Origin of the sequence: Sphaerotilus sp. (assembly GCF_041083715.1) — a bacterium.
Lineage (GTDB): Bacteria > Pseudomonadota > Gammaproteobacteria > Burkholderiales > Burkholderiaceae_C > Sphaerotilus.
On the sequence record NZ_JBFPGY010000405.1, the window covers coordinates 1 to 15691 of the forward strand.

16 protein-coding genes are annotated in these 15691 nt (G+C 68.6%); 9 read left to right on the forward strand and 7 right to left on the reverse strand.

Annotated features, from left to right (window positions below):
* The 4 genes from AB3X43_RS18995 to minE all read left to right on the forward strand — a co-directional run.
* A partial coding sequence (locus tag AB3X43_RS18995; RefSeq protein ID WP_369431441.1) for an ABC transporter ATP-binding protein occupies window positions 1–725 on the forward strand: 725 nt, incomplete at its 5' end.
* 111 nt (window positions 726–836) lie between these two features.
* Window positions 837–1559 (forward strand): septum site-determining protein MinC, encoded by a 723-nt coding sequence (gene minC / locus AB3X43_RS19000; RefSeq protein WP_369431442.1) that lies wholly within the window; start codon window positions 837–839, stop codon window positions 1557–1559.
* Between the two features lie 80 nt (window positions 1560–1639).
* Window positions 1640–2455 (forward strand): septum site-determining protein MinD, encoded by an 816-nt coding sequence (gene minD, locus AB3X43_RS19005; protein ID WP_369431443.1) that lies wholly within the window; start codon window positions 1640–1642, stop codon window positions 2453–2455.
* A gap of 4 nt (window positions 2456–2459) precedes the next feature.
* Entirely contained in the window at window positions 2460–2756 is a 297-nt protein-coding gene (gene minE, locus AB3X43_RS19010; RefSeq protein ID WP_369431444.1) for a cell division topological specificity factor MinE, read from the forward strand.
* Here minE and AB3X43_RS19015 read toward each other — a convergent pair.
* From AB3X43_RS19015 to AB3X43_RS19025, 3 genes are read right to left on the reverse strand one after another with little or no spacing between them, the layout of a single operon-like run.
* Complete coding sequence (locus AB3X43_RS19015) at window positions 2732–3739, reverse strand: CapA family protein (RefSeq protein WP_369431445.1); 1008 nt, start codon at window positions 3737–3739, stop codon at window positions 2732–2734. The two genes, minE and AB3X43_RS19015, sit on opposite strands and share 25 nt — an antisense overlap.
* Window positions 3736–4131, reverse strand: a complete 396-nt coding sequence (locus AB3X43_RS19020; protein WP_369431446.1) for a hypothetical protein — start codon at window positions 4129–4131, stop codon at window positions 3736–3738. The genes AB3X43_RS19015 and AB3X43_RS19020 overlap by 4 nt, the downstream gene beginning before the upstream one ends.
* Entirely contained in the window at window positions 4118–4711 is a 594-nt protein-coding gene (locus AB3X43_RS19025; protein WP_369431447.1) for a 1-acyl-sn-glycerol-3-phosphate acyltransferase, read from the reverse strand. The genes AB3X43_RS19020 and AB3X43_RS19025 overlap by 14 nt, the downstream gene beginning before the upstream one ends.
* 35 nt (window positions 4712–4746) lie before the next feature.
* Between AB3X43_RS19025 and dbpA the strand changes: the two genes are divergently transcribed.
* The 4 genes from dbpA to AB3X43_RS19045 are packed head-to-tail and all read left to right on the forward strand — an operon-like array spanning window position 4747 to window position 8123.
* Window positions 4747–6183, forward strand: coding sequence for an ATP-dependent RNA helicase DbpA (gene dbpA, locus AB3X43_RS19030; protein WP_369431448.1), 1437 nt, complete (start codon window positions 4747–4749; stop codon window positions 6181–6183).
* A gap of 39 nt (window positions 6184–6222) precedes the next feature.
* Window positions 6223–7041, forward strand: coding sequence for a polyphosphate kinase 2 (gene ppk2 / locus AB3X43_RS19035; protein WP_369431449.1), 819 nt, complete (start codon window positions 6223–6225; stop codon window positions 7039–7041).
* Window positions 7042–7068: 27 nt separating this feature from the next.
* Window positions 7069–7578, forward strand: coding sequence for an outer membrane protein assembly factor BamE (locus AB3X43_RS19040; protein WP_369431450.1), 510 nt, complete (start codon window positions 7069–7071; stop codon window positions 7576–7578).
* Between the two features lie 26 nt (window positions 7579–7604).
* Window positions 7605–8123, forward strand: coding sequence for a YgjP-like metallopeptidase domain-containing protein (locus AB3X43_RS19045; RefSeq protein WP_369431456.1), 519 nt, complete (start codon window positions 7605–7607; stop codon window positions 8121–8123).
* On the opposite strand, the gene AB3X43_RS19050 is transcribed toward AB3X43_RS19045, so the two are convergent.
* Window positions 8101–10671, reverse strand: coding sequence for a cation-translocating P-type ATPase (locus AB3X43_RS19050; RefSeq protein WP_473965152.1), 2571 nt, complete (start codon window positions 10669–10671; stop codon window positions 8101–8103). The two genes, AB3X43_RS19045 and AB3X43_RS19050, sit on opposite strands and share 23 nt — an antisense overlap.
* 86 nt (window positions 10672–10757) lie before the next feature.
* Window positions 10758–13106, reverse strand: coding sequence for a penicillin-binding protein 1A (locus tag AB3X43_RS19055; RefSeq protein ID WP_369431452.1), 2349 nt, complete (start codon window positions 13104–13106; stop codon window positions 10758–10760).
* 135 nt (window positions 13107–13241) lie between these two features.
* On the opposite strand from AB3X43_RS19055, the gene AB3X43_RS19060 reads away from it, so the two are divergent.
* Entirely contained in the window at window positions 13242–14390 is a 1149-nt protein-coding gene (locus AB3X43_RS19060) for a DNA alkylation repair protein (protein ID WP_369431453.1), read from the forward strand.
* Here the strand turns inward: AB3X43_RS19060 and AB3X43_RS19065 are convergent.
* Window positions 14371–14736, reverse strand: coding sequence for an ArsC family reductase (locus AB3X43_RS19065; RefSeq protein ID WP_369431454.1), 366 nt, complete (start codon window positions 14734–14736; stop codon window positions 14371–14373). The genes AB3X43_RS19060 and AB3X43_RS19065 overlap by 20 nt on opposite strands.
* Window positions 14733–15581: an NADPH-dependent 7-cyano-7-deazaguanine reductase QueF gene (queF, locus tag AB3X43_RS19070; RefSeq protein ID WP_369431455.1), complete on the reverse strand. Its 849-nt coding sequence runs from the start codon at window positions 15579–15581 to the stop codon at window positions 14733–14735. Before queF ends, AB3X43_RS19065 begins: the two co-directional genes overlap by 4 nt.
* Window positions 15582–15691 lie beyond the last annotated feature (110 nt).

The following is a 15691-nucleotide window of genomic DNA, read 5'->3' on the forward strand; positions in this document are numbered from 1 at the left end:
TGAAGCTGCACATCCGTCCGGGCGAGAGGATCGGTGTGGTCGGGCGCTCTGGTGCCGGCAAGTCCACCATCGTCAACCTGCTGCTGCGCTTCCACGATGTGCAATCTGGGCGCATCTTGGTTGACGGTCAGGACATCGCCTGTGTCGCGCAGGACAGCCTGCGCGAGCACATCGGCATGGTCACGCAGGACACCTCGCTGCTGCACCGTTCGGTGCGCGACAACATCCTCTATGGCCGTCCCGATGCCGGCGACCAGGCCATGATCGATGCGGCCGGCCGGGCCGAGGCGATCGAATTCATTCGCACGCTCAGCGATCCTGCCGGTCGCCAGGGGTTCGATGCCCACGTCGGTGAACGCGGGGTCAAGCTCTCAGGGGGACAGCGCCAGCGCATTGCCATCGCCCGGGTGATGCTCAAGGACGCGCCGATCCTGCTGCTCGACGAAGCCACCAGCGCGCTCGACTCCGAAGTCGAAGCTGCCATCCAGGCCAGCCTGTACGCGCTGATGGAGGGCAAGACGGTCGTGGCCATTGCCCACCGCCTGTCCACCATCGCCGCGATGGACCGCCTCATCGTGCTCGACCAGGGGCGCATCGTCGAGCAGGGCGACCACCAGAGCTTGCTGGCGCAGGGCGGGCTGTATGCGCGGCTCTGGGCGCGGCAGAGTGGGGGTTTTCTGGGTGAGGAAGAGACTGAATGTAACGGTGAAAATTCACCGCTTTGATAATTCAATTGCCTGTTCTCGCTACAGTTCTCATTCGCGTGGAAAGGTGCGCCATTGCGATGCCATCGAATGGGTACACTCTTCGAATTACCTGCCGTCGATTGATGTCACATGGCTCTAGCCTCTCCGGGAAACTCGCCTGCTGTGTTTGATCTGAAAAGCGCCACGCTCACGTTGGTCGCTCTGGTGGTGAAGTCTCCCCACTTGCGGGAACTGGCGGAGCAACTCAAGGTCCGACTGGGGCCATCGACTGAATTTTTCAATCAGGATCCGGTCCTCATCGACCTGGCGCACATCCATGATTCTCCGGACGAGATCGATTTCCGAGGGCTGATCGAACTCCTGCGCAGCTACAGCATGGTGCCGGTGGCGGTCCGGGGTGGATCGCCCGCACAGATGAGCGCAGCCCAGGCGGTGGGTCTCTGCGAGGTGCCTCCGCAGGAAGGGCCACCGCCTTCACGGGCCTCCGCCTCCGCGCCTCCCGTCGTGTCGCAAGCATCGTCGATCATGGTGATTGACCGTCCTTTGCGCTCCGGACAGCAGGTCTACGCCAAGGGCTCCGATCTGGTCATTCTCGCGCTGGTCAACCATGGCGCGGAAGTGATTGCGGATGGCAGCATCCACGTCTATGCCCCGCTGCGTGGCAAGGCAATTGCGGGTGCGACGGGGGATGTGAATGCGCGGATATTCACCACATGCATGGAACCGGAATTGATCTCCATTGCCGGGATATACCAGACCACCGATCCACCGCTGCCGCTGGAAGTTCGCGGAAAACCTGCCCAGGTTCGGCTGGATGGTGACACCCTGATCATCGAACCCATCAAGGCCTGACGCGTGCGCGGCATTTCCAGGGCGGATGTTTCCCCCAAGTCAGCAAATAACAAACAAGTCAACAGAAAGGACCTCGACGGATGGCCAAGATCATTGTGGTGACCTCCGGGAAGGGCGGCGTCGGAAAAACCACCACCAGCGCCAGCTTCGCTTCAGGGCTGGCGCTCAGGGGACACAAGACGGTTGTCATCGATTTCGATGTCGGCCTGCGCAATCTCGACCTCATCATGGGGTGCGAGCGCCGCGTGGTCTATGACCTCATCAACGTCATCAACAGCGAAGTGCACCTGCAGCAGGCCCTGATCAAGGACAAGCACTGCGAGAACCTCTTCGTGCTGGCGGCCTCCCAGACGCGCGACAAGGAAGCGCTGAACAAGGAAGGCGTCGGGCGGGTGTTCCAGGAACTGGTCGAGATGGACTTCGAGTTCATCGTCTGCGACTCGCCGGCAGGCATCGAGACGGGCGCGATGATGGCGATGCACTATGCCGACGAGGCGCTGGTGGTGACGAACCCAGAGGTCTCGTCCGTGCGCGACTCGGACCGCATCCTCGGCATGCTCAGCTCCAAGACCTTGCGCGCGATCGAAGGCCGCGAGCCTGTCAAGGAGCACCTGCTGATCACCCGCTACAACCCCACCCGGGTTCAGGGCGGGGAGATGCTGTCGATCGAGGACATCCACGAGATCCTGCGCATCAAGCTGATCGGTGTGGTTCCGGAGTCGGAAGTGGTGCTGCAGGCGTCGAACCAGGGTGTGCCGGTGATCCACATGGCCGGAGCGGATGCGGCCGAAGCCTACAAGGATGTGGTGGCGCGTTTCCTGGGCGAAGAGAAGCCGATGCGGTTCATCGAACTGGTGAAGCCGGGTTTCTTCAAGCGGTTGTTTGGCGCGAGGTGACCCCATGGGGTTTCTATCATTCATGCTCGGTGAAAAGCAGAAATCCGCGACGGTGGCCAAGGAACGCCTGCAGATCATCCTGGCCCACGAGCGCACGTCGCGCAGTGCCAGCCCGGACTACCTGCCCGCGCTGCAGCGCGAACTGCTGGCCGTGGTGACCAAGTACGTGTCGATCAGCCCGAGCGACATCAAGGTCCACCTGGAGCGGCACGACAACCTCGAGGTGCTCGAAGTCAAGATCGAATTGCCGGACGGGCCTCGCGTCAGCTTCGACACTCAACGCTCGGGTGGCGGTGCCTGACAGCGCATGACCGTCGATTCGCCCCGCCAGCCGCAGGGCGTATGGCGGCCCCAGCGTGGCGTGGGCGTTCCGGTGTCGTCCATCTGCGCTTCCACCGTGTCCCACGTGCGCACGCCGCGGCGGTCCACTGACATGCGCAGCACCCAGCCGGTGCGCGCCGGTGGCAGCGTGAAGCCGTCGAACACAAAATTCCCCAGACTCCAGATGATCGGCCGGCCCTTGTAGGTGTCGGCGCCCTGGGTGACATGCGGATGCCCGCCGACCACAGCGTCTGCGCCTGCGTCGATCATGCGCCGGGCGAGTTGCTGCTGGCGGACGCTGGTGTGTGGCTCGCGCTCCCAGCCCCAATGCATGAAGGGGATGACCACGTCGGCACCCGCTCGCCGCGCGGCCCGGATGTCGGCGACGACTTCACGGTCGTCGCTCCAGGCGATGCCGGGCCAGGTGGTGCCGGCCTCGAACGCCCGCGGCTTGAACTCGTTGTAGCCCAGCACGGCGATGCGCAGTCCCTTGCGCTCGATCCACAGCGGTGCGTGGGCGGCCTGCAGGTTGTCGCCGCCGCCGAAGACCGCGATGCCCGCCGCCTTCACGCGCTGCATGGTTTCCACGAATGCGCCGCGGCCGTAGTCACCGGAGTGGTTGTTCGACACGGCCAGCGCATCGAACCGTCCTTGCAGCACCGGCAGCACCTTTGGATCGGCGCGGAAGGTGAAGATCTTGCTGTCCATCGGCTGGCCGGTGGTGGCGATCGGGCACTCCAGGTTGCCGATGGTGTAGTCGGCGTCGCGCAGCACCGCGTCGAACGCCGCCAGCGGATCGCCGCCCGCCGCGATGGTGCGCCCCGGGCCGTCGTCCAGCATCACGTCGCCAGCGAAAATCAGGCGCACGGCAGACGCCTGCGCCCTGGCGGCCAGCGCAGCAGGCGAGAGCACAGTCAGCGCCAGCAGGACGGTCACGGGCAGCACTTGTTGCAGGCGGATCATTTCGTGGACTTCCATTCGCACCAGTACTGCAGTTCGCCGTCGCGCACGGGTTCGTAGACGGTCTGGTGTCCGGTGAATCCACCGCTGCGCCGTGGTGCGGCGTAGCGTCCCTGGTGGATCAGCACCGGTCCGTCGTCGCGGTCGGCGAAGGTTTCGATGCGGACTTCGTCGGGTAGCCCGCGCGTGCGCTGCAGCACGAGGCGGAAGCGGAAATATGAACCGATCTCGACGGGCGCGACCGCCAGCGTGCTGGCCACGGGCCCGGCCTCGATGGTGCGCGTCTCGCCGCCATAGTCGACGTGGCAGCGCACCCGGTCTGCCGCACTGGCCGCGAGCGGCAGCAGCAGGGCGACCGACAGCACTGCGTGGAAGAGCGGGTCAGGCCTGTGCATCGAACTGGTCCGCGTTGCGCCCGCGGATGTCGGCGTAGAAGGCCTTGATGGTGCGCATGTCACGCTCGATGTCCCCGGTCGGGTGGAACACGGGGCCGAGGCCGCCGACCTTGCGGGGGTAGTCGAGGTAGGCGAGCACGATCGGCACCTGGGCGTTCAGGGCGATGTAGTAGAAGCCCGTCTTCCAGTAGCGCACCTTGCTGCGCGTGCCTTCGGGCGGCACGATCAACTGGACCGGTCCCTTGGCGTCCACCAGTGCCTGCGCAGAGGCGGCTACCAAGTTGGTCGAGGTCTCTCGGCGCACGGCGATCCCACCCAGCCAGCGCATCAGGCCGCCGAATGGCGCACGGAAGATCTGCCATTTGCCCATCCAGTGGATGTTCAGGTTCAGCACGAAGGCGACCATGAGCGTGTACGGCAGATCCCAGTTGCTGGTGTGCGGCGCGGCGATGATCACGCACTTGGCGGCCTCGGGCGGCAAGTGACCTTCGACCTTCCAGCCGGACAGGCGCAACACGGCCGCGGAGAGCGCCCGGAAGGCGCTGTTGACGCCGGGGGTGTCGAAGATGGTGCGGTGCATGGGGACGCATTCTCGCCTGCCCGGATAATCCGCCCATGCAAGAACCTACGAACGCTCCCGACTCCTTTTCGCGCCTGCCGCTGTCGCCGGCCATGCTGGCCAATCTCGACCAGCTCGGCTACACGCGGATGACCCCGATCCAGGCTGCCAGCCTGCCCCTGGCGCTGGCCGGCCACGACCTGATCGCACAGGCCAAGACCGGCAGCGGCAAGACGGCGGCGTTCGCGCTGGCGCTGCTGGCCCGGCTGGACGTGGCGTGCCAGGACGTGCAGGCCATGGTCCTGTGCCCGACCCGTGAACTCGCCGACCAGGTCACGCAGGAGATCCGACGCCTCGCCCGCGCGCAGGACAACATCAAGATCCTGACCCTGTGCGGCGGCTCGACCATGCGCCCGCAGATCGACAGCCTCGCCCACGGCGCGCACATCGTCGTCGGTACGCCCGGCCGCATCGGTGACCACCTGGAGCGCGGCAGCCTGGTGCTGGGCGTGCTCAACACGCTGGTGCTCGACGAAGCCGACCGCATGCTCGACATGGGTTTCCACGACGACATCGCCTCCATCGCCCGCCAGTGCCCGCGCCAGCGCCAGACGCTGCTGTTCTCGGCCACCTACCCCGAAGGCATCGCCAACCTGAGTCGCCAGTTCATGCGCGACCCGCGCGAGGTCAAGCTGCAGGAGGTGCACGCGCCCAGCAAGATCCGCCAGCACTGGTACGAGATCGCCGAGGACCAGCGCCTGCACGCGGTGACGCTGCTGCTGAAGAAGTACCGCCCCGAGAGCGCGATCGCCTTCTGCAACACCAAGCAGCGCTGCCGCGATCTGGTGGACGTGCTGGTGGCCTCGGGTTTCGAGGCGCTGGCGCTGCACGGTGACCTGGAGCAGCGCGAGCGCGACCAGGTGCTGATCCAGTTCGCCAACCGCAGCGCCTCGGTGCTGGTGGCGACCGACGTGGCGGCGCGTGGCCTGGACATCGCGCAGCTCGAAGCGGTCATCAACGTGGACATCACGCCCGACACCGAGGTCCACATCCACCGCGTCGGCCGCACCGGCCGTGCGGACGAGGAAGGCCTGGCCTTCAGCCTCGCCAGCCTGGACGAGATGGGCCGCGTCGGCCGCATCGAGGTGCTGCAGGGCCGCGAGACGGTGTGGTCGCCGCTGGCCGAGCTGTTCAACGCCGAGGTCGAGGACGCGCCACCGCTGGTGCCGCCGATGCAGACCATCCAGATCCTGGGCGGCCGCAAGGACAAGATCCGCCCCGGCGACGTGCTGGGCGCGCTCACCGGCGAGGCCGGCTACACGGCGGCGCAGATCGGCAAGATCAACGTCACCGAGTTCCAGACCTACGTCGCCGTCGACACCAAAGTGGCACGACAGGCGGCCGACCGGCTGAGCAAGGGCAACATCAAGGGCCGCAAGGCGAAGGCGCGGCTGCTCAAGGACGTGCTGGCCGAGTCGGCGGCGCGTGGTTGACAGGGACCAACGGATCGGTGGACACCAGGAGCGCAGACCATGGGCAAGGACAAGGACAAGAATGGCAAGAAGTCGGACGACCATTCCGACCACCTCGGCAAGTCGGCCTACGCCGAGGCGCTGGAGCCGTTGGAGGTCGAACTCAACCGGCTGGCCCGCTGGGTGGCGCACCATGGCAAGCGGGTGCTGGTGGTCTTCGAAGGGCGTGATACCGCTGGCAAGGGTGGGGCGATCAGTGCAGTCAGCAGCTGCCTGAATCCGCGCCAGTGCCGCACCGTGGCGCTGGCCAAGCCGACCGAGATCGAGCGCACGCAGTGGTATTTCCAGCGCTACATCGCGCACCTGCCCGCGGCCGGCGAGATCGTGCTGTTCGACCGCAGCTGGTACAACCGCGCCGGCGTCGAGCGGGTGATGGGCTACTGCAGCGAGGACGAGGTGCAGCGCTTCCTGAAGCAGGCGCCTGTGTTCGAGAAGCAGCTCGTCGATGACGGCATCCTGCTGTTCAAGTACTGGCTCACCGTCGACCAGGCCGAGCAGGAGGAGCGCTTCGCCGAGCGCCGCAGCGACCCGCTCAAGCGCTGGAAGCTCTCGCCGATCGACCTGAAGGCGCGGCTGAAGTACCGCGAATACGGCACAGCCCGTGATGCGATGCTGGAGGCCACCCACACGAAGCACGCGCCGTGGACGCTGGTGGACTTCAACGACCAGCGGCGTGGTCGGCTGACGCTGATCCGGCATCTGCTGGGCCAATTGCCGGACTGCGATGTGCCGGAACAGCGCATCGAGTTCGAACCTTTGCCGGCGCCTCCCGCGCGTGAATCGTTCACCGGACCGCTGCGGCCGATTCCGTCCATCTGAACCGTGAAACCCGAACCATTGACGACCATGAAACACCTGTTCACCCGTGGCGTGCTGCCGTTGATGCTGGCGGCGCTGGCGCTGCTGACCGGCTGCGACCAGCAGAAGATCGCGAAGCTCGAAGAGGGCGTGGCCACCGAGATGGACGTGATGCGCGAGTTCGGCACACCGCTCGACATCCAGCGCCTGGACGATGGCACGCGGGTCTTCGAATACACCCGTCAGCCGGAAGGCAGTACCAACTACTTCATCACCATCGGCCCGGACGGCAAGATGGCCGGCCTGCGCCAGGTGCTGCACCCGAGCTACTTCGCCAAGGTCCAGCCGGGCATGTCGGTGGCCGAGGTGCGCCGCCTGCTCGGTCAGCCCGCCGAGAAGCAGGCCTTCCAGCTCAAGAAGGAGGAGGTCTGGGACTGGCGCTGGCTCGATGGGCAGACACGCAAGGTGTTCCGCGTCACCTACGACTTCGACGGCAAGGTGCTGAACGCCGCGTCGCTCGACGATCCGCGCGATGTCTACCAGGGCGGCGGCAAGTGACTCCCGCGCCCGGCGAGGCGACCACGCTGAAGTACCTGCGCGGCTACCCGGTCGATCTGCAGGCGCAGGTGCTTGAGCTGGTCGCCCAGGACAAGCTCGGTGCCCTGTTGTCCAGGCGCCACCCCGAGCCGCACGAGGTCCGCACCGACCGTGCGCTCTACGACTACACACAGGAACTCAAGAGCCGCTACCTGCGCAGTGCCGAGCCGATCGCCAAGGTGCTCTACGACCCCAAGCTCAAGGTCATCCAGCACGCCCTGGGCACCCACACCACCATCTCGCGCGTGCAGGGCGGCAAGCTCAAGGCCAAGCGCGAGATCCGGGTCGCCAGCCTGTTCCGCGAGGCACCGGCGGCATTCCTGAAGATGATCGTGGTGCATGAACTCGCCCACCTGAAGGAGCGCGCGCACGACAAGGCCTTCTACGCGCTGTGCTGTCACATGGAGCCGGACTATCACCAGCTGGAGTTCGATCTGCGGCTGTACCTGACGCACCTGGACCAGCGCGCGGCGGCGGGGATGGTCAGCGTCGGCGCAGCGCCCTGAGCACGGCGAGTCCACCGGCCCCTGTGGCCACCATGGCCACGCCGACCAGCGCGCAGGCCGGTGTCGGCCAGGCCAGCCCCATGAGCTGGCGCAACCAGGGCACCCCCATGAGCGCGAGCAGCAGCACCAGCACCGCCGCGCCCATCCGGATCAGCCAGGGATTGCGGGCCATGCTGGTCGCGCGCGGGCTGCGGTTGGCCAGCGTCAGCAGGTAGACGCCGGCCACCAGCGCCGTGAACACCGCCGTGCGTGTCTGGGCTGCGTCGGTCTGCCACTGCCCCAGCCAGGCATCTCCGGCCAGCAGCACTGCCGCGAGCCACGTGCCCTGCAGTCCGCCGTCGACCAGATTGCGCCAGGAAAACGGTGAATGCTCCGCAGCGCGCGGCGGGCGGGTCATCACGTCGGCGGCTTCCGGCTCCGCCTCGAACACCACCGAACAGGCCGGGTCGATCAGCAGCTCCAGCAGCACGATGTGCACCGGCAGCAGCAGCACCGGCGCATGCACCAGCGCCGGCACCAGCGCCAGCGCGATGATCGGGACATGCACGGCGAAGGTGAACCGTGCCGCGTGGCCGATGTTGTCGTAGATGCGCCGGCCCTGGCGGATGGCGGCGACGATGCTGGTGAAGCGGTCGTCCAGCAGCACCAGCGCCGCGGCCTCGCGGGCGACATCGGTGCCCCGTTCGCCCATGGCGATGCCCACGTCGGCGGCCTTCAGCGCGGGAGCGTCGTTGACGCCGTCGCCGGTCATCGCCACGACCTCGCCGCTGGCCTGCAGCAACTGCACCAGCCGCAGCTTGTGCACCGGTTGCAGCCGGGCGCACAGGTCGACGTGGCGCAGGCGCTCGCGCAGCGCGGTGTCGTCCAGCGCGGCCAGCGCTGCGCCGTTGAGCACCTCCGGCCGGTCGCTCAGGCCGACCTGGCGGGCGATGGCGCTGGCGGTGGCCGGGTGGTCGCCGGTCATCATGAGCAGACGCACTCCCGCCTGCCGGCACTGCGCGATGGCGTCCGGCACCTCCGCCCGGGGCGGGTCCGCCAGTCCGATCAGCCCGAGGAAGGTGAACTCGAAGTCGTGCTGGTGGACGGGCCAGACCGGCGCGGCGGTGGCCCCGGCGACGGCCGCCGGGGCCATCCAGCGGCCCTCGGCGACCCCCAGGACCCGGCGTCCACGGGCGGCCATGGCCTCGACCTGGTGCTGGATCCGTGCCCGCGCTGCAGGGGCCAGGTGGCACAGGTCGGCCACGGCTTCCGACGCTCCCTTGGTCGCCAGCAGGCAGGGCCGCAGGCCGGGCGCGGGCGGACGCACCGTGTAGACCCTGGTCATGGCGAGCAGGTCGGGGCTGAGCGGGTATTCGGCGTCGGGCGGGTGGGCCGCGTGCACATGCTCCGTCGCCGACAGGTGGCGGCGGCCGAAGGCCTGGATGGCCTGCTCCATCGGGTCGAACGGGTCGGGCGGCGTGGCCAGCATGGCGAACTCGACCAGCGGGTGCAGGGCCTCCGGCAGCTCCGACCCCGGCGGTGTGTCGCACCAGACAGTCTCTCCGCACTGCAACTCGGCCACCTCCATCTGGTTGCGGGTGAGCGTGCCGGTCTTGTCGACGGCGAGCACCGTGATGGCCCCCAGCGCCTCCACTGCCGAGACGCGCCGCGCCAGCACCCGCTGCCCGGACAGGCGCCACGCACCCAGCGCCAGGAAGACGGTCAGGATCACCGGGATCTCCTCCGGCAGGATCGCCATCGCCAGCGCGATGCCGGACAGCAGGCTGTCCAGCAGCGCATGGCCATCCCACAGCCAGCCCAGCAGCACCAGCGCGCTCGCCAGTACCGCAGCTGCCAGACCCAGCTGGCGCACGAGGCGGCGCGAGTCGGTCTGGAGCGCAGAGGGGGGCTCGGGCGTGGTGTCCAGGGCCAGGCCGATGCGGCCCACCGCCGTCCCGCCTGCGGTGGCGCGCACCTCGGCCAGTCCGGTGCCCCGGGTGATCACCGTGCTGGCGAAGAGGAAGGGCGTGCCGTCGCCACCGGGCGCGCCCAGTTCGGTGGCCGGCCAAGCGGGTGCGGGGGTCTTGTCGACCGGCACCGCTTCGCCGGTGAGCAACGACTCGTCAACCGAGAGCTGGCCCTCGAACAGCCACGCATCCGCGGCGATCCGGTCCCCTTCGTGCAGCACCAGCAGATCGCCGCGCACCACCTCGCGGCTGGCGATGCGCTGCGTCTGACCATCACGCACCACCCGCGCCCTGGGCGCGGACAGGTCGCGCAGCGCCTCCAGCGCCCGCTGCGTGCGCCGCGCCTGGGCCAGCGTGATGCCGATGACCACTCCGACGAAGCCCAGCAGGAACAGCGCCTCGGCCCGGTCGCCCAGCGCGAGGTAGAGGCCGCCAGCGCCCAGCAGCATCAGGAACATCGGCTCGGTCACCACCTCCCGGACCAGCGCCGCGGTGGATTTCGGGCGGGCTCCCGGCAGTTCGTTCGGGCCTTCGGCCGCGAGGCGACGGCGGGCCTCCTCGCCGGCCAGACCCTGCCGGGCGGACGTGGCTTGCTGGGGAATGCGCAAGGGCGTGCTCCTGGCGTCAGCCGATCGCTGCAGCTTCGCGGGTCCGGGTCTGCCGTGCCTTGCGCGGGGTCAAGTTCCCGTCACGGCGCGGGCATGGCCACCGAGGTGGCTGGCTCCGTCTGTGGTTCGCTCGCGGCCGTCGGGGGCTTGATGCCGATCTGCTCGACATGGCCGCCCTGTGCCCATTCGGTGTAGCGCCAGTCCTCGCCGACGCGCACGACGCCATCCGGCACGGCGGGGATCGTCTCCGGCAACCCGGCCAGCGCCTTGTCCATGAAGCTGATCCAGATCGGCAACGCCAGCGCGCTGCCGGAGGCCAGCTCGCCCAGGCTGCGCGGCTCGTCGAAGCCCACCCAGGCCACTGCGACGACGCTGGGGTGGAAGCCGGCGAACCAGGCGTCGACGGCGTCGTTGGTGGTGCCGGTCTTGCCGTAGAGGTCGTTGCGCTGCAGCGTGCGCTGGGCGAGTGCGGCCGTGCCACCGGTGCGGGTGACGTCCTGCAGCATCGAGTTGACGAGGAAGGCATTGCGCGCCGGAATGACGTGGCTGTCGGCTTCGTGCGGGGGTAGGCGCGGCGGCTGGAACACGACCATGCCCTGCGCGTTCGTGATGCGGTCGATGAAGACCGGGGTCGTGTCCCGGCCGCCGTTGGCGAGCAGCGCGTAGGCCTGTGCCAGCTGCAGCGGCGTGGTGCTGCCGGAGCCGAGCGCCAGCGTCAGGTCGTCCGGCAGCCGCGCGGGGTCGAAGCCGAAGCGGCTGATCCAGTCACGGGCGCTGCGCTGGCCGATCTGCTGCAGCAGGCGCAGGCTGACGAGGTTCCTGGACCGCGCGAGTCCCTGCCGCACGGTGATCGGGCCGTCGAAGCGACCATCGGCGTTGCGGGGCTGCCAGCCAGTGGCAGCGGTTTCGGTGTCGCCGACGCTGGCGGGCAGGAGTGGCGCGTCGTTGACGAGGGTGTCGGGCATCACGCCCTGCTCCAGTGCCGCGGAGTAGAGGAACGGCTTGATGCTGGAACCCGCCTGTCGCCACGCCTGTGTCGCCCGGTTGAAGGGGCTGCGCGTGAAATCGAATCCACCGACGAGGGCCTGCATGCGTCCGCTGCCCGGCTCCAGCGCGACGAAGGCGGCCTGCACCTGTGGCCACTGGCCGATGGCCCAGCCGAAGTCGCGCCGCTCCAGCCGGACGACCGCGCCACGGCGGATCGCGAGTTCTTCCGGTGCATCGGGCAGCAGCGCGGCCCGCACGAGGGCAAGACCGGCGCCCGTCAGCTGAATGGTTTCGCCGGTGGCGAGCTGCGCCGTCACGCCCCGTTGGCCGTACTCGGTGACGATGGCCAGCCGCAGGTCGGTGTCGTCCTGGTGGTCGCGCAAGGCCTGGGCCGCTGCACGCTCCAGCTCGGCACCGCGCAGGAACGGCAGCGCCTCGTGCGCTTCGGGGCCGCGCCAGGGCTGGTGGCGCTCGTGGTCCATCACCGTGGCACGCAGCGCGGCGTAGGCGGCCTGCTGCTCGGCGGCACGCACGGTGGTGTAGACCTTGTAGCCCTGCGTGTTTGCCGTCTCGCCGAAGCGGGCAACCACCGCCTGGCGCACCATTTCGGCGAGGTACTCGGCGTGGACCTCGGTGTGCGTTGGCAGCTGGATCGCCATGGTTTCCGCCAGCGCGGCGGCGTGCTCGTCCGGTGTGATCAGGCCGACCTTTTCCATCCGGGCGAGCACCAGCGCCTGCCGGGCGTGGGCGCGGTCGATGTTGGTGACCGGGTTGGCATAGCTCGGGTTCTGCGGCAGCCCGGCGAGCATGGCCGACTCGGCGATCGACAGCGCCGACAGCGGCTTGTCGAAGTAGACCTGGGCCGCTGCGGCGAAGCCATAGGCGCGCTGGCCGAGGTAGATCTGGTTCATGTACAGCTCCAGGATCTGCGCCTTGCTGAGACTGCGCTCGATCTGCAGGGCCAGCAGGGCTTCCTTGAGCTTGCGCTCCAGCGTCTTGCTGGGCGAGAGGAAGAAGTTGCGCGCCACCTGCTGCGTGATGGTCGATGCACCCTGGCGCATGCCGCCGCCGAGGTTGGCCAGCAGGGCGCGTGCGATGCCGAGCGGGTCGATGCCGAAGTGCTGCTCGAAGCGGGTGTCCTCGATCGCGAGCACAGCGCCCTGCAGCATGGCCGGAATGTCCGCGATCGGCACGAACTGGCGCCGCTCGGCGCCGAACTGCCCGATCTGCACCCCGTCGGCGGTGTAGACGACCAGCGGCTGCTGTGGTTCGTAGTGGGTGACCTTGTCGAGCGGAGGCAGGTCGGGCCACAGCCGGGCAACGGCCATCCCGAGCGCCAGCATGGCGGCCAGCGCAGTTGCCAGCACGAGGCCGAACACGATCTTGCCCGTCGTGCGAACGGCCTGCCACCGGCCACGGTGCGTGGGGGGAGGCAACTTCACGGCAGGGCGCAGAGGGTGTGGCGGGAGTGGGGAGGCGCCCCGACTGTAGTCGCCATGGCTGCGGGGCGATCCACGCCTAAGGAATGGGATGAGGGTTTTTCAGTACACACTGGGGGCCATTTTCCGCCTGAGCTGATGACCGAACCTTTCAAGTTGTTGCTGGACCCTGCGGTGGTCCAGGCCATCGGGGCGCACCTCCGGCGGGTCGCGCCGGTGTTCGACCACATGCGTTTCGAGCAGCTGGCGCTCGACGGACTGGAGGCGCTGGAACTCAAGGCCCGTGCGATGCAGCTGGCCGATGCGCTGGAGTCGACGCTGCCTGCCGGGTTCACGGCAGGCGTGGAGATGCTGGAAGCGGCACTGGCACCGCTGGTGCCCGGTGGCGATCTGGGCGCCTTGCGCACCGGCCCGGCGGGCCTGGCCGGTTGGGCGCTGTGGCCGGTGGGCGAATGGGTGGCGCGCCGCGGGCTGGACGATCCGCACCGTGCACTGCAGGCGCTGCACGCCCTGACGCAGCGCTTCACCGCCGAGTGGGCGATCCGGCCGCTGCTGCTGCGGCATCCGGACACGGTGTTCGCCACGCTGCGGCGCTGGTGCGACGATCCCAGTCCGCACGTGCGCCGCCTCGTCAGCGAGGGCAGCCGGCCGCGTCTGCCCTGGGGCCTGCAACTGCGGCCGCTGATCGCCGATCCGACCCCGACGCTGCCGCTGCTGGCGGCCCTGCAGGACGATCCGAGTCCCTACGTGCGCCGCTCGGTGGCGAACCACCTCAACGACATCGCCAAGGACCACCCCGCAGTCGTCGCGGACTGGCTGCAGCGCCACTTGCCGGGGGCGTCGGTCGAGCGCCGTGTGCTGCTGCGCCACGCCAGCCGGTCGCTGATCAAGGCGGGTGACGCGGCGGTGCTGGCCGCCTGGGGGCAGGGCGAGGCGCTGCTGGGCCGTGCCGAACTGGCCATCACCCCGGCGCAGATCACGCTGGGCGAGCGCGTGCACCTCTCGGTGACACTGACCTCGCTGTCACGCCGGCCGCAGGCGCTGGTGGCCGACGTCGTGATCCACCATGTGAAGGCCAATGGCGGAACCTCCCCCAAGGTCTTCAAGGGCTGGAACCTGACGTTGTTGCCGGGCGAGACGCGCACGCTGGCGAAGCAGCACGCGGTGCGGCCGATCACGACCCGGGTCTACTACCCTGGCGCGCACCGGGTGGAGTTGCAGGTCAACGGCGCCGTGGTGGCCTCCGCGGACTTCGAACTGCAGGGTGTCAAATCAGCCGCTGGCTGAACCGCTCCGGGCGGAAGCCGACGGTGAGGCTCCCGTCCGGCCACTGCACGACCGGGCGCTTGATGACGCTGGTCTGGGCCAGCATCAGCGTGCGGGCGCTGGCCGCGTCGGTGACCGCGGCTCTGGTGGCGTCATCGAGCCGGCGCCAGGTCGTGCCGCTGCGGTTGAGCAGCGTCTCCCAGCCGAGCTGGGCGATCCAGCTGTCCAGGGCGGCTTCGGGCACGCCTTGCTTCTTGAAGTCGTGGAACGTGACGGCCACCGCGTGCTCGGCCAGCCAGGCGCGGGCTTTCTTGACGGTGTCGCAGTTCGGAATGCCGTACAGCGTGAGGGCGACCGGGCTGCTCATTGGCGTGCCGTCCGGACGTTGACGGGCGCGGCCGCTGGGTAGCTGGAGCGCCAGGGATTGATGTCCAGGCCGCCGCGGCGGGTGTAGCGGGCGTAGACCTGCAGCTTGACGGGCTGGCAGCGGGTCAGGAGGTCCATGTAGATCCGCTCGACGCACTGCTCGTGGAATTCGTTGTGCCCGCGGAAGCTCACGAGGTAGCGCAGCAGGCTGGCCTGGTCGATCTGCGGCCCGCTGTAGGTGATCTGCACGCTGCCCCAGTCTGGCTGGCCGGTGACGAGGCAGTTGCTCTTGAGCAGGTTGGAGGTGAGCGTCTCGGTGACGGGCAGCTCGTCGAGGGCCGCGGTCAGCAGTTCGGGGGCGGGCTGGAACACGTCGCAGTCGATGTCCATGCGGTCCAGGCACAGGCCGGAGAGTTCGTGGATCGGCTGCGCGTCGAAGGCCTCGGGCAGCACCAGCTTCACGCCGATCCGCACGCCGGTGGCCGCGCTCAGGTCGCGCACCAGCACCGCGCGCACCGCCTCCACCGACTCGAAGCGGGTCATGTTGAAGCTGTTGAGGTAGAGCTTGAGCGACTTGCTTTCGATGATGTTCGGTGATTCGCACGGCACCGTGAACGTGGCCAGTGCGACCTCGGGCTTGCCGCGCAGCGTGAGCCAGGACAGCTCGAACGCCGTCCACAGGTCGGCGCCCAGGAAGGGCAGGCGGCTGTTGGCGGCGGTGATGCCGAGCTCTTCGCGCTTGGGCGTGCGCGACATCGGATACAGCAGCTCGGGGGCGTAGGTGTCGCGGTAGGTGGCGACGGTCCTGCCCAGGGGCGAGTCGGCGGGGTCGGTGTGGACGGTCATGGTTCGGGATGGTAGCCAAGCAGTTCGACCGGCGGCTGCAGGCCCAGGCGCTGCGCGTGGCGGGCCAGCAGCGGGTCGGCGGTGACGAAGCCGGTGGCGCCCGCCTCGGC

Coding starts and splice junctions, on each gene's coding strand:
- AB3X43_RS19025 (WP_369431447.1), bottom strand. CDS start 4,711: ATGCACCGCACCATCTTCGACACCCCCGGCGTCAACAGCGCCTTCCGG.
- AB3X43_RS19065 (WP_369431454.1), bottom strand. CDS start 14,736: ATGAGCAGCCCGGTCGCCCTCACGCTGTACGGCATTCCGAACTGCGAC.
- minC (WP_369431442.1), top strand. CDS start 837: ATGGCTCTAGCCTCTCCGGGAAACTCGCCTGCTGTGTTTGATCTGAAA.
- minD (WP_369431443.1), top strand. CDS start 1,640: ATGGCCAAGATCATTGTGGTGACCTCCGGGAAGGGCGGCGTCGGAAAA.
- AB3X43_RS19015 (WP_369431445.1), bottom strand. CDS start 3,739: ATGATCCGCCTGCAACAAGTGCTGCCCGTGACCGTCCTGCTGGCGCTG.
- AB3X43_RS19060 (WP_369431453.1), top strand. CDS start 13,242: ATGACCGAACCTTTCAAGTTGTTGCTGGACCCTGCGGTGGTCCAGGCC.
- AB3X43_RS19040 (WP_369431450.1), top strand. CDS start 7,069: ATGAAACACCTGTTCACCCGTGGCGTGCTGCCGTTGATGCTGGCGGCG.
- minE (WP_369431444.1), top strand. CDS start 2,460: ATGGGGTTTCTATCATTCATGCTCGGTGAAAAGCAGAAATCCGCGACG.
- AB3X43_RS19020 (WP_369431446.1), bottom strand. CDS start 4,131: ATGCACAGGCCTGACCCGCTCTTCCACGCAGTGCTGTCGGTCGCCCTG.
- queF (WP_369431455.1), bottom strand. CDS start 15,581: ATGACCGTCCACACCGACCCCGCCGACTCGCCCCTGGGCAGGACCGTC.
- dbpA (WP_369431448.1), top strand. CDS start 4,747: ATGCAAGAACCTACGAACGCTCCCGACTCCTTTTCGCGCCTGCCGCTG.
- ppk2 (WP_369431449.1), top strand. CDS start 6,223: ATGGGCAAGGACAAGGACAAGAATGGCAAGAAGTCGGACGACCATTCC.